Source organism: Zhongshania sp., assembly GCF_041623545.1.
GTDB lineage: Bacteria > Pseudomonadota > Gammaproteobacteria > Pseudomonadales > Spongiibacteraceae > Spongiibacter.
This window is the reverse complement of sequence record NZ_JBFJWS010000012.1, coordinates 1-13,763: the sequence shown is the minus strand read 5'-3', so window position 1 is coordinate 13,763 and position 13,763 is coordinate 1. Positions and strand designations below refer to the sequence as shown.

The 13,763-nt window shown below is 53.2% G+C and carries 11 protein-coding genes; 4 read left to right on the top strand and 7 right to left on the bottom strand.

From position 1 onward, the window contains the following. Positions 1 to 133 precede the first annotated feature (133 nt). The 6 genes from ABYT30_RS03260 to ABYT30_RS03235 all read right to left on the bottom strand — a co-directional run bounded on the left by ABYT30_RS03260 (position 134) and on the right by ABYT30_RS03235 (position 6,666). Positions 134 to 1,177: an acyl-CoA dehydrogenase family protein gene (locus tag ABYT30_RS03260; RefSeq protein WP_373077619.1), complete on the bottom strand. Its 1,044-nt coding sequence runs from the start codon at positions 1,175 to 1,177 to the stop codon at positions 134 to 136. Beyond that, entirely contained in the window at positions 1,174 to 2,376 is a 1,203-nt protein-coding gene (locus ABYT30_RS03255; RefSeq protein WP_373077621.1) for an acyl-CoA dehydrogenase family protein, read from the bottom strand. The genes ABYT30_RS03260 and ABYT30_RS03255 overlap by 4 nt, the downstream gene beginning before the upstream one ends. Before the next feature lie 36 nt (positions 2,377 to 2,412). Beyond that, the gene (locus tag ABYT30_RS03250) at positions 2,413 to 3,519 is read right to left on the bottom strand and encodes a phosphotransferase (RefSeq protein WP_373077623.1); all 1,107 of its coding nucleotides are present in this window, start codon (positions 3,517 to 3,519) and stop codon (positions 2,413 to 2,415) included. Next, a complete protein-coding gene (locus ABYT30_RS03245; RefSeq protein ID WP_373077625.1) occupies positions 3,516 to 3,824 on the bottom strand; it encodes a Rieske (2Fe-2S) protein in 309 nt (102 codons plus the stop codon). Before ABYT30_RS03245 ends, ABYT30_RS03250 begins: the two co-directional genes overlap by 4 nt. 166 nt (positions 3,825 to 3,990) lie before the next feature. Next, positions 3,991 to 5,379: an SRPBCC family protein gene (locus tag ABYT30_RS03240; RefSeq protein WP_373077627.1), complete on the bottom strand. Its 1,389-nt coding sequence runs from the start codon at positions 5,377 to 5,379 to the stop codon at positions 3,991 to 3,993. 36 nt (positions 5,380 to 5,415) lie between these two features. After that, entirely contained in the window at positions 5,416 to 6,666 is a 1,251-nt protein-coding gene (locus tag ABYT30_RS03235; RefSeq protein WP_373077630.1) for an amidohydrolase family protein, read from the bottom strand. A gap of 214 nt (positions 6,667 to 6,880) precedes the next feature. Here ABYT30_RS03235 and ABYT30_RS03230 point away from each other — a divergent pair, with 214 nt between their 5' ends. The 4 genes from ABYT30_RS03230 to ABYT30_RS03215 all read left to right on the top strand — a co-directional run bounded on the left by ABYT30_RS03230 (position 6,881) and on the right by ABYT30_RS03215 (position 13,022). Beyond that, on the top strand, positions 6,881 to 7,357 hold the full coding sequence (locus ABYT30_RS03230) for a VOC family protein (RefSeq protein ID WP_373077631.1): 477 nt from the start codon (positions 6,881 to 6,883) through the stop codon (positions 7,355 to 7,357). 127 nt (positions 7,358 to 7,484) lie between these two features. Further along, positions 7,485 to 10,979 (top strand): indolepyruvate ferredoxin oxidoreductase family protein, encoded by a 3,495-nt coding sequence (locus ABYT30_RS03225; RefSeq protein WP_373077633.1) that lies wholly within the window; start codon positions 7,485 to 7,487, stop codon positions 10,977 to 10,979. 42 nt (positions 10,980 to 11,021) lie between these two features. Next, positions 11,022 to 11,999 carry an NAD(P)H-dependent flavin oxidoreductase gene (locus ABYT30_RS03220; protein ID WP_373077635.1) on the top strand — a complete coding sequence of 326 codons (978 nt, stop codon included), beginning with the start codon at positions 11,022 to 11,024 and terminating at the stop codon, positions 11,997 to 11,999. A gap of 78 nt (positions 12,000 to 12,077) precedes the next feature. Further along, positions 12,078 to 13,022, top strand: coding sequence for an aldo/keto reductase (locus ABYT30_RS03215; RefSeq protein WP_373077637.1), 945 nt, complete (start codon positions 12,078 to 12,080; stop codon positions 13,020 to 13,022). 83 nt (positions 13,023 to 13,105) lie between these two features. Here ABYT30_RS03215 and ABYT30_RS03210 read toward each other — a convergent pair. Then, positions 13,106 to 13,763, bottom strand: a 658-nt coding sequence (locus ABYT30_RS03210) for a pyridoxamine 5'-phosphate oxidase family protein (protein ID WP_373095213.1), incomplete at its 5' end; no start/stop codon positions are given.

The following is a 13,763-nucleotide window of genomic DNA, read 5'->3' as shown; positions in this document are numbered from 1 at the left end:
TAACGGGCACCCCTTTTAGCATCTCCACACCATATGCGACGACATATACATTCCGCGCATGTTTTTTAGCAGTAATTCTCTTAAAGCCAGCAGATTAGCGCCTTACAGCGCACCAGCCGATAACGACGCCGTCTTAGTCAAGTAAACTTGCCGCTATATCATAGTCATAACTGGCGGCATCGCGACCTAAATTATCGCTTAGCAAAGCACGCTTCAAATACAGATGACAGGGATGCTCTTCAGCCATACCAATACCGCCGTGCAATTGCAGCGCTTCCTCGCCGACGCGCGCAAATGTCGAGGTCGCCAAATACTTTGCGGCTTTACCGCGATGCTCGGCTTCCGCACTTGCACTATCGTCCGCAATACGCGCCAAGGCATCAAATAACATCGCCTCAGCACCAGCACTAATAGCCTTAATGTCTGCGCAACGGTGTTTCAGCGCCTGAAACAGCGCCAGCGGCCGACCGAATTGGCGACGGGTTTGCAGGTGCTCAACCGTCGTTGCCAACAGCGCAGCCGCACCACCAACCGCGTCTGCGCCGAGCGCGAAATCGCGCTGACTGAGCAAACTATTAACAATATTTTGCGCAGCACTGCCTTTAGCAAGAATAGTCTGATTGGCGAGCGCCACACCACTGAGATGAATATCGAACAAACGCCGTGTCACATCCCAAGTCGGCCGTGACACCAACTCCACACCGGCCTGATCCAAGGCGACCAGCGCCAGCGCATCACTCTTGGCGGTCCATACCAAAACATGGCTTGCATCGTCGGCGGATTGCACCGCACTAAGCAGACCGTTAAGTACTTCATCGCCTGATGCATTAGTCTGCAATTCCACATGGGAGGCTGCCAGCGAGGCAGTCACTAACTCCCCACCAAGAATGCGCTCTAGCCAAGTATCTCGGTCGCCAAACTCGGCCTCACACAAGGCGCCAATAGCCAACATTACTGGCAAATAGGGTGCCGCTGATAGGCCGCGACCTAGTTCGGTATGAATAACGCAGGTACCTTGTACGCCCATGCCAAGGCCACCCATGTCTTCAGGAATACCAACGAGCAGCCAACCCAACTCGACAATTTGTGCCCAAGTGGCTTTTTCATCTAGTGGCAGCTCAGCGCCGGCGACAACTTGGCGGGCCGATTCTTTTAATTCAGAAAATTCAACACTCACGACTTGTCCTCCGCCAGCTTCCAGGTCTTCGGCTCTCGCGGCATACCCAAAAGGCGCTCAGAAATAATATTGCGCTGTATCTCGTCGCTACCACCGGCAATCGACCAGTTGTAGGAGTTCATAAAATCGACAGTCCAGTTGCCCGTTTCTTGGGTAGCACCGCGCATAAAGCCAGCGTGGTACTGACCCTGTAGACCGCTAGCACGCAGTCCTAAGGACGTAAATTCCCGCAGGGTGCGGGCAAAGTACAGTTTAACAATTGAAGCATCGCCGACTTGCTCAGTGCCCGAAATACGCTTTTCAAGATATTGGTCAGCGAGCGCGCAAGCGGCATCGACTTTAGCAACGACTTGCCCCAAATCCCGACGCAGTGCCGCGTCGCCGCTGCGACCGCTATCTTTTATGGTTTGCGCAATCATCGGCAGGGAATAACGCATGCGCTGAGTCAGCTCGACCAAGGTTAGGCCGCGCTCCGACGCCAAGGTTGCCTGCGCCACCGCCCAGCCACCGCCTTCTTCGCCAACCAAATCTTCCACTGGGACTTTTACGTCATCGAAGAAAATCTCGGCAAACTCATCGTCACCAGTGATCTGCGATATCGGCCGAACTGAAACACCCTCGGCCTTCATATCCAATAATAGATAAGTTAACCCAGCCTGTGGCGGCCCGGATTTATCGGTGCGGGCGAGCAATAAACAGCGATCTGCATACTGGGCCATGGTTGACCAGGTTTTTTGGCCATTGATGACATAGTGGTCACCCTTGCGCTCAGCGCGGGTTTTTAGCGAGGCAAGATCAGAGCCGGCATTCGGCTCAGAAAAGCCCTGACACCAGATTTCGCCCTTGAGTAAACCGGGCAAATATTTTTCGCGCTGGGCATCCGTACCGCATTCAAACAAAGTACAGGCCGCATGATACAGCGCAACAAAATAAAGAATTAAACGCGGCGCGTCAGCGCGGGCCACCTCTTCAAAGATGATTTTTTGCTCCGCCAAAGAGCGCCCACCACCGGGCCAACCCTCTGGCCAGTGGGGTGTGGCGTAGCCCGCCGCGACCATTTTGGCAAACCAATCCCGCTGCAGGGCGACAAAGGATTCCTGGCTGCTGCCAGTCATCGCCGTGCGCCAATCTTTAGAGACATTCGCTGCCAGCCATGCCCTGACCTCAGCCCGCAAAACCTCGAGATTTGTAGTCGACATTATTCAAATAACCTTTGTTGCTATTAATCGCGCCAATCAAGCACCGAGTTCGTCGAGTGCCGATAAGGTGTCTAACTCAACAAATGCTGACGCAAAGCGCTGAGCCAATGTCAGCGAAATTTCTTGGGATTGGTAACCGTCAGTGCCCAAGGTCGACAACCAAATTGCCAGACCATAGGCCGGAGTCGCCCTATACCACAACCACACCTGCTCAGCCGTTGGTCGCTGAGCCTCGGGAACAGTAAGTGCTCGCCAATATTCTTCTATCAGCCATTTCTCATGTTCACGACGGTCTTCTTCAGTAAGCGCACTGACTAAAAAGTAACCTACATCCTGCGACCAATTGCCGCGACGAGCCACTTGCCAGTCCAAAAAACCCACAACACTGTTGTTCATTACGTAAGTATTGCCGATATGGGCATCACCATGCAACAAAGTTGACGCTCCCTTGGCCAAAGTACCAACGTAGCGGGCCCATATTTGCACGACCTCATCACCGCTGAGCGCCAGTACTGGCACAGAAATCTGCCCTTTTGCGCGCTCCAAACCCCGGGGCACCCATTTTTTAAGCCCAGTCTGCCAACCGGCGCTGGGTTTCCAGGTTTTCACCCATTTCAAGGTCGGATGAGTCTTATTGGAAAAATTCCAAAACTGGCTGTGTAGCTTCGCCAGTCCCCGCAAGCCATCCGCTACTTGCTCGACCGTCAAGGGCCGAAGCGCATCCCGGGGATCAGCATCGCGCTCCATCAGGTCTTCCATTACCAGGAGAAAATCGAGCCGCAGGTAATCGATAACAGACTTGTACACCACGGGATGATCAACAGGGAGCGACACTCCAGAGGCAAACAAACGCGCCTCGTTAAAGAGATTGCCGTTTCGCAAATGCACAATGCGATGACTAGCAGCGTGGGCCTTCAGGAATACCGACTTAGGACCATCACCCTCGGCGTAGCTCAGCGCAAACCGAGCGCGACGATTGGTGCCGTCGTCGCGAGTGACAATTTTTACTTCGCCGACCTTGGCATCAGGGTGTTTGCTAGCAATGGCGGCCGTCATCCATTCGGCAGTGACATCATCCCATTGCAGGGGAATACGATTGGGTTTTAAAGATTTACCGCCGAACAACTTGCTCAGCAGGCTCATACCTTGACCTCGATCCAGTCATCCACCACCCGTATTTCATACGTGGGTATCGGCTTGGTGGCGGGCAGATTTAAGGCCTCGCCGGTTTCCAGATTAAACTTGGCGCCATGTACTGGGCAGGTGATTGCGCAATTGCGCATCCGCCCCATAAGCAGCGGCCTAGTCGCATGAGAGCATATATTCGACACCGCATACAGGCGGCCCTTGCTATTGCAGACCAGCACCCAGGTATCATTAATTTTCGCTGCCTTTTTACCTTCTGGCGGAACATCAGCAACGGGACAAAAGCGTGTAAATTCAGACAATGGTCAATACCTTTTTGTTGAGTTTATTATCGTGCGCTGGGCCTCGAAAACAAACGTACCATAAATCGCCCCGCCAAAATGCGGGCATAAAAAAACCCACCGGAAATACACATACTTCCGGTGGGCACCTGAGGTCTTCAGCGTCGCCCGAGCGAAAGCCTAAGACTTATTCGGCGACGTACTTTTCAACGGCGCGCTCAAAGTGACGAATGCGAATTTCTTGATAATTTCCAAGCGTTAGGCCTTTTTTCGCACTCGCCTCGACGCCCTGTTGTTGCAGCGTTAGGTTTTCGGTGTCTTGGTCTAAGATCACACCGAAGCCATCGTCCATATCTTCCGCATCAACAAAGGACTGATCGTCCGCCATATGCTGCTGCTCCGCAGGATATGGCCGCTCGCCGGATTTCGGCAGCGGACGCAGGAAAAAGACTTCGAACAAGGTTTTGCGATGATCGTCAGCGACGGGGCGGAATCGGTACACCATCGGCAGCGAGATCCCCGCAAATACAAACATATTAGGGAATACGGTGTAGGAAAAACAATCCAGCAATTCAGAATCTGAAACGTGACTCAAGTCACTGCCTGAAGCCTCCTCAAACATATTGCGGAACATGACAGCCATCGCGGCACGCGCAGTATCATTTTCGCCCAACTGTTGGGACGTATTCACGCCACCTGAATCGCCGATGGTAAATTGATCGAAAATTTCCTGCTCAGTGTACTGACCCGCCAAATGCGGGCTAATAACCCCGAGGGGAGAAATAAAGCGATCGACATGCTCGCCATAAAAGTCGTATTGGGAGTTAGCATCGGCGTTAGATACCGCCACTTGCGGATGCGTTTCAATAACATGGTAAGCCTCCATAAAGGCCTCCATGGTAAGCTTCCAGTTAGCCGGAATAATTTTGGAAACATGGCAATGAACGTAGCGATCTTCCAGCTTCCAAGCGTTCAGGTGTGACATAAATTCGTCACCCAGATACGACTCTAGTGGCTGCGCATTGTGATCCATATTAATAAATACAAATCCCGCTAAAACCTGAACCTTGGCTTGCGGCAGCGAAAACTCTTCAGCCTTCACATGGGGAAAATCCCAATCGCACTGGGCTTTTTGCAAGCTGCCATCGAGATTCCAAGTCCAACCATGGAATACACACTTAAACTCACTGGCGCAGCCATCGGTACCTGATGCGCGCAATTTTGTGCCGCGATGCAAGCAGGCGTTGTAATAGGCGCGCACTTCATTTTCTGCGACGCGGGTTATGATGAAGGACTTGCGACCGATATCGTAAACATAGTAATCACCCACCTCCGGAACATGCTCTTCTCGACAGGCAAATTGCCAGGTGCGCGTCCACAGGTTTTGATACTCCCTACGCGCGAAATCTTCTTCGTAATAACGTTCGGTTGAAATGTCTTCATCACCTAAAAACTGATACGACTCTGATCGCACCCAGCTCGGCGCCGCGACCTTGTCAGAGGCAATGATTTCCTGGGTGCTCGGCGCATTGGGGCAACGGGCTTCACCCTTTGCTAATTTCATTTCAACGGACATTGGTGTTCTCCAATACTTTCTGATTTATCGACACAATTAGGCTGTTAGGATATTTTTGTACACAGCGCCATTTTTTATGATTACATGCAAATTCTCGGCATTTACCAATACATCGGGATCTTGCAGCGGGTCACCGTCGACTAAGATCATGTCGGCTAAATAACCTTCTTTCAATTCACCCAGCTTCTCATCGCTGCCCATGGTCATCATTGCGCCACCAACACTGGTCGCGCAACGCAGCGCTTCTGAAGTGCTGTAACCAAAGTACTTCACGAAGAAGCCAATATCCCGCGCGTTAGTGCCGTTATGACTCCAAGCAAAACCGTAATCACCGCCAATGGCGTGACGAATACCGCGCTTGCGCAATTCGGTGTGGGTTTTAGACGACGCTTCTAGTAAGGCATCAATGCCCATGGCCTTGGCAACTTCTGCAGGCATATACTGCTCAGCTTCGAACAATAAGGTATGAAATAGACTGACAGTTGGCACGACGAAAATGCGATCCTTGGCCTCTTCGAGCATGTCTAATGTTTCTGGATCGGTGAATTCGCAGTGGAATAAAACATCCACGCCAGCCCGCACGCAGGTTTGAATGCCGCCAATTGAACGCACATGGGCATTTACCCTGCGACCAAAACTATGCGCTGTCTCAACCGCCATGCGCACTTCCTCATAAGACATTGGTGTCGCATGAGCCGGGGTATTTGGGTAGAAGGGGTCGCCCGAGACATCTAGCTTGATATTGTCGCAACCTTCGCGGCAGCACATCCGCACCGCTTTGCGCATTTCTTCTGGGCCGTCCACCACAATCGATGGGCCGTTGCGGGGGTTGTGTAATTTGCTCTCGTCACCCATGCCGCCGGTGACGGTAATTTCCAATGAGCCTGCGCGAATCCGTGGTCCGGGCAAGTTCCCGGCATCGACTTCATTGCGCACCGCCACACCAAGGCGTAATTTGGCCTCGGAGGCGCCCCACACACTGGTAAAACCCTGATCTAAAAGACGCTTAGCAACACGCGCGGTAAGCAAGGTATGCTCTTCCGGCGGCGGTGTAATTAAGTCCTCAGTTGTAGTGACATTGTCAAAAGACAAATGGCCGTGGCCTTCAGTCATCCCCGGCATTAGAAACTTTCCCGCCGCATCAATGACTTGACAGCCTTCTTCGGAAATTTGACCAACAGTACGAGATACAGCTTGAATGCGCTCATCAACCACTAGCAGGTCGCCCTCAAAGGGCTCTGCGCCACTGGCGTCCCAAATTTTTGCTCGGCGTATAAGTGTTTTCATTATTAATCCTTATCTCGTCGCCGCCCCATTCAGGGCGATGCTTTGCCGCCCATTATGCCTCTGCTTCTATAGAGTAAAAATGACCGTGGGTGCACAGCGACTTGCCTAGCCCTGCCAGCCTACTTATCGGCCAAGGTGTTAATCAGTAAACTCCTTCCCAACACAAGTTCGATCTCATCAAAACAACACTAGTACACCGGCCGAGGATAACCCAATGATAAGAGGCATACATCACGTTGCTGTACACGTCCATGACATGGACCGCATGATTCGTTTTTACAAAGAAGCCTTCGGCTTTGAAGTGGTAGGCGAACCCTTTAGCTGGGCCGACGATGAGTTTGTTGACCGCATCGTGGCTGTTAAAAACTCCGCAGCCAAAGGCGCCATGCTCCGCGCTGGCACTTGTTATATGGAAATGTTCCAGTTCAGCGCCCCCGCGCCAAACAACACCAAGGGCCTCGACCCCTTCGATAAGGGTTACACCCATTTCTGCGTGGATGTCACCGAAATAGAATATGAATTCGAGCGCCTAAAGGGCCTCGGCATGACCTTTACCGAGCCAGGCCCCATCGATATGGGCCATGTTAAATCTATTTACGGTCGCGACCCTGAAGGGAATTTGATTGAAATCCAGCAAACCGCCAGCGAATGTGACTTTCCGCTGTCTGCACTGCCGCCCGTCGCCAAGTAAACAGGCAACCTAAAGCGAGTGCTCGCTGCCCTCAAGCGCGCATTCGCATTAGCAAAACATACAGCAGGCTGCGACAAAGAACGCAGCGTATTTTTACGCGACCGCACAACAAATCAGTGAAACCTTGATGACAAAATCTGCAATAACACTCGACGATAAATACACCCAGACCGAAGGTCGCGTTTTTATCACGTCTAATCAAGCGCTGGTGCGTTTACCACTGGATCAGGCCCGCCGCGACCGCGCCCAGGGACTCAAAACCGCGGGTTATATTTCCGGCTATCGCGGCTCGCCACTCGGCGTATACGACTCCGCTCTGTGGGCCGCTCAAAACATACTCGACGAACACAATATTGTGTTCAAACCCGGGCTAAACGAAGAACTCGCTGTTAGCGCCATACGCGGCACCCAGCAGCTTGCGTGGTTTGGCAACAGCGACTTTGAGGGCATATTTGGCCTGTGGTACGGCAAAGGCATTGGCGTAGACCGCGCCTGCGAGTCGATGAAGCTGGGCAATTTTGAAGGTAGCGCGGCTAAAGGCGGTTTCCTCATTGTGGCGGGCGACGACCACGGCGGTAAATCCTCCGACAGCGCCCACCAGTCTGAGCAAACCCTGATGGCGGCGATGGTGCCCATTCTCTACCCCGCGACCATCGGCGAAATTATTGAATACGGTCTGTTTGGTTGGGCGATGTCGCGCTATAGCGGCTGCTATGTGGGCCTCAAGTGCATTACCGACACCTTAGACCTCACCGCCTGTGTCGAGCTGCCGGACCCGCACCGCGGATACATCACGCCTAGCGATATTGTGATTCCGCCGGAAGGCTTAAACCTGCACCAGAACCTGCCGCCACTAGTCGAAGAAGCCTCCTTGGTGAATCACCGCCTACCCGCCGCCACCGCCTTCGCCCGCGCCAATGGCATCGACAAAGTCATCATCGACGGCGAGCAACGCACACTCTCTATTGTCACCGCCGGCAAAGCCTACCTCGATGTTCGCCAAGCGCTTGCCGATCTTGGTCTAGACGAAAACGCCTGCCAGCAATTGGGCATTCGCCTCTATAAGCCCGGCCTCGTTTGGCCAATGGACAAGACTGGCCTCAATGCCTTTGCCCAAGGCAGCAAAGCGGTCTTTGTGGTAGAAGAAAAACGCGCGGTGATGGAAGACCAAATCGCCCGTCACCTTTACGGCCTAAGCGCAGACAAGCGCCCAGCGCTGGCCGGTAAACTCGATTTAAATGGTGAAAACCTATTGCCGCAGGTGGGCGAACTCACCGTTGGCCATATTCGCAAAGCCCTTAAAGTTTTGCTGGATCAGCTCAATGTACGCAGCCCTGCCATCGACAGCTGCTCGGCCGCCTATTGCGAACTCGAAGCCAAAGCCATGACGGTAGGCAGCGACGTTGCCCGCCCCGCCTTCTTCTGCTCTGGCTGCCCCCACAACACCAGCACCAAGATTCCGGATGGTTCACTGGCCCTCGGCGGCATCGGCTGCCACGGCTTAGTTGCGGTGGTCATGGATCGCAATACCATGCAGTTTATGCCCATGGGCCACGAAGGCTCACCATGGAATTCGGTTAGCCAATTTGTCGACACCCCCCATGTATTCCAAAACATGGGCGACGGCACTTACTCCCACTCCGGTATTTTGGCGATTCGCGCGGCAGTTGCCGCCAAGTCCAACATCACCTACAAAGTCTTATACAACGACGCCGTCGCCATGACCGGCGGCCAACCGGTAGAACAACAGATCACACCAATCGACATGGTCAACCAACTGCTCGCCGAAGGGGTTCGGCCAGTCTACTTGGTGTCTGATGAGCCGGATCAGTACAAAGACCTCAAGCTCCCCGACAACGCCAGCCTCTATCACCGCGACGAGCTGGACAATTTACAGCGCGGCTTACGCGAGATGAAAGGCGTGTCTGGCATTGTTTACGAACAGACCTGCGCCACTGAAAAACGCCGTCGTCGCAAACGCGGCTTAATGGTGGACCCAGACAAACGCACTTTTATCAACCCCGCCGTGTGCGAAGGCTGTGGCGACTGTTCGGTGCAATCGAACTGTATCAGTGTGCTGCCGCTGGAAACCGAATTTGGCCGCAAGCGCAAAATCGACCAGTCTACCTGCAACAAAGACTTCAGCTGCGTAAATGGCTTTTGTCCGTCATTTGTCACCGTCACCGGCGCCAAAATAGCCGTGCGCTCAAGTGGCAAACCCGAGCGCCTAGACCAACTCATCGCCGAGCTACCGGCGCCTGCGCTAGCGCCCATGGACGAGCGCGGCTATAACATTTTGGTCGGCGGCATTGGCGGCACCGGCGTACTGACCATTGGCGCCCTGCTCGGCATGGCCGCCCACCTCGACAACAAGGGCTGCACCATCCTCGACCTAACCGGAATGGCCCAAAAAGGCGGCGCCGTTACCAGCCATATCCGCATCGGGCCTGATCCAAAAGGCATTTACAGCTCGCGTCTGAGCGAAGGCATGACCGATATGCTCATGGCTTGCGACATGATTGTTGGCTCCGCCCCAGCGGTATTAAAAACCGTTCGCCCCGGTCATACCGCCGCAATCCTGAATACCGACGTAGCGCCCACCGGCGATTTTCAAAGCAATAAACACCTCGACCTTGGCGAAGCGCGTCTGCGCAGCGCCATTGTCGACGCCATTGGCGATGGCCCGGTATTTGATCTCCACGCCAGCAAGCTTGCCACAGATCTCACCGGTGACAGCATTGGCACCAATATGTTGATGCTGGGCTACGCCGTGCAAAAAGGCTTGCTGCCGCTGTCGGTGGCGTCCATCGAAGAAGCCATTAAGCTCAACGGCACCTTCGTCAAAGGCAATTTGCGCACCTTCGCACTGGGTCGTTTAGCCGCCCATGCCCCCAAGGCGCTGGCCGAAGAGTTAGACGAGCAGCCAGAAGTGGTGCCCCTAGACACCGTTGCCGATGTACTTGCCAGCCGCACGCGGCTCCTCACCGATTACCAAAACGCCAAATACGCCGAAGGCTATCGGGAATTCATTATCGGTATCCAGCTGCGGGTCGCCGCCTTAAAACTCGACGGCGGTGACGAATTTGTCCGGCAGGTCGCCTTAAGCCTTGCGCGCTTAATGACCTACAAAGACGAGTACGAGGTTGCCCGCCTATATACCGACCCCAAGTTTATGGCCCGGCTCCGCGAACAATTCAGCGGTAACTTTAAAATAAGCTTTAATCTGGCACCTCCGATGCTGCCTGGTAAAGACCCCTCTGGCCGCCCGAAAAAGCGCAACTTCGGCCCGTGGATGTTGTTCGGTTTTAAACTACTCTGCAAACTCAAAGGGCTACGCGGCACACCCTTCGATCCCATTGGCTATTTTCCGGAACGCCGCATGGAGCGCCGCTTGATTATTGAATACCGCGAACTTATCGAGTCGCTACTGCCTCAGCTTAAGCAGGAAAACCTCGCCACCGCCACGGAATTGGCTGGCGCGGCATTTGAAATTGCGGGCTACGGTCCCGTTAAAGACAACAGTGTTGTACAATATGAAAAACGCAAAACAGCCCTGCTCGCCAAAATTGCCAACCCGGACTTATTTACCGAGGCAGTCAAGCTAAAGGTCACACAACTGTAAACTGGCGCAAAAAGCCGATGCATACTGGAGAATGAGAAAGCGATGAAACTGAAAACACGTTTTAGCGAATTACTAGGCATTGAATACCCCATCGTTCAAGGTGGCATGATGTGGGTTGGCCGCGCCGAGCTAGCGGCTGCGGTATCCAATGCTGGCGGCTTGGGGATTATCACCGCCCTTACCCAGCCAACGCCGGATGCCCTGCGCGCCGAAATCGTGCGCTGCCGCGCAATGACCGACAAGCCCTTTGGCGTAAACCTCACTATTCTGCCCTCGGTCAATCCACCGCCATACGCTGAATATCGTCAGGCGATTATCGATTGCGGCGTAAAAATTGTTGAAACTGCTGGCCACAACCCCAAAGAGCACATCGACCATTTCAAGGAACACGGCATTATTGTGGTTCACAAATGCACGGCAGTGCGTCACGCACTGTCGGCGGAGCGCCTAGGGGTTGACGCTATTTCTATCGATGGTTTTGAATGCGCCGGCCACCCCGGTGAAGACGATATTCCAGGCTTGGTTTTAATTCCCGCTGCCGCCGACAAAGTAAAAATCCCAATGATCGCCTCTGGCGGGTTCGGCGATGGCCGCGGCCTTGCTGCGGCGCTGGCGCTGGGCGCCGAAGGTATCAATATGGGCACCCGTTTCTGCGCCACCGTCGAAGCGCCCATCCACGACAATATCAAACAGCTGCTGGTTAAAAATACCGAGCGCGACACCAATCTGATTTTCCGCTCATTGCGCAATACTGGCCGCGTTAGCAAAAACAGCGTGTCCGACAAAGTGGTCGATATTCTTCGCAACCCTGATGCGCTGTTCCAAGACGTTGCCCACTTAGTTAAAGGTGCCGATGGCCGCGTTGCACTGGAAACTGGCGATGTTGATGCCGGCTTGGTCTGGGCAGGACAGGTGCAGGGCATTATTAACGACATCCCAACCTGCGAAGTATTGATACAGCGCATTGTTAAAGATGCCGTCGATATCATTAAAGGTCGCTTACAAGCTTGCGTAGACTAAGCCACAGCACTAGGCAGCTCTCCCGAGCTGCCACACCCGATTCGATCCTAAAATAAAATCACTCCAGCGAGGACGCGCATGCACATTAGACATATTGGCAAATCCGGACTACGAGTATCGAGCATTGGCTTAGGTTGTAATAATTTTGGTCTCACCATAGAAGCCCAAGAATCAAAAAAAATTATCCACCGCGCTCTGGATCTTGGCGTCACGCTGTTTGACACCGCGCCAGTCTACGGCACTGAATTCGGCGCCTCAGAAAATATCTTGGGCGCATCCCTTGGCAAACACCGCCAAGACGTGACGATTGTCAGCAAGTTTGGCATGACCACCACACCCGGCCAGCGCGACTCCTCGCGTTCGGGCATTATTCGCGGCTTAGAAGACAGCCTGCGGCGCCTAGGCACCGATTACCTCGACGTATTTATGCTGCACTGGCCAGATAAAAACACACCTATGCAAGAAACTCTGCGCGCCCTCGACGACATCATTCGTTCAGGCAAGACCCGCTATATTGGCTGCTGCAACTTACCCGCATGGCAAATAGCCGATGCCCAATGGATTGCTAAATCAGAACTGCTTCATGACTTTATCGTATGCCAAGATGAGTACTCTCTAGTACAGCGCAAGGCGGAGACTAATTTATTCCCTGCTCTGCAACATTACGGCATGGGCTTAATGCCCTATTCGCCACTGGCCAACGGCCTACTCACTGGCAAATATAGTGATGCTGGCAAGGCACCCACTGACACCCGCCTCGCGACCAATTTGTGGAATACCGGAGATCGCTACCTCACCTCAAACAATCTAGCCCTTACTGAGCGCTTAACCGAGTATGCCCAACAACACGACCACAGCCTCTTAGAAATGGCGGTATCGTGGCTGTTAAGCGAGCCCTTGGTATGCAGCGTTATCGCTGGGGCACGGAGCATAGAACAACTCAACGCCAACGCAGAGGCTGGGGAGTGGCAATTGAGTGGCGAGCAAATGCAGGAGATTGCAGCGCTTTGTAGCCAAGATTAATTTGGTAAATTTAGTGCGTAGCTTGTTTTATCGGCCCAAGGCCAAGTTAATAGGCGGCATTGGGACTGCGCGACACTAGCACCTCAATACATGTTGTTTTTATAGTCCGCGTCCAAACCTTTCGCCATTGCGCCGGGCAATGACACCGCTGCCCGAGCAATTTTTGCTTGTATGGAACTCTCTTTACTTAGTTTTATATGGGACTTAAATATTTCGGAAGGAATCAAATCCTTAGGCGTTTGCTTTGGCGGCCACAATGGAGACTTAGCAAGCGCCATGCTCGACTTTATTTGCATTGTACTAGGTTTGATTTTTGTAACGATCATTGGCTCCTTACCTTGGACGCTGAATCGTTGCAGGAGATCTTGGTCAACCCAAAGCTCTGCAGTGCCTTGTAACGTGAGTATGCTCTTAGCGCCGGGCACCATGGCTATAATGGCCACTTCTGGCTGTTCAATAATATTGCGAAAACTATCAATTCGCCGATTACCGGGTCGATCCGCTAATAAAATAAAGCCTTCGTGCTCTTGGATTAGGAAGTTTTCCGGATCGCCCTTAGGGCTGATATCCGCTTCTCCGTTACTATTGATGGTCGCCAATGCTAAAAATGTCGATTGCTGTACATATTTCGATAGGTCGTCGTTAGATTGGTCAGGCGAGCAGGGCAACCAAAAATTCGCGCGGCGGAACGCCTTGGCACAATGCAGATAACACTCATCAACTTTTAAGCTTAGCCGCCCG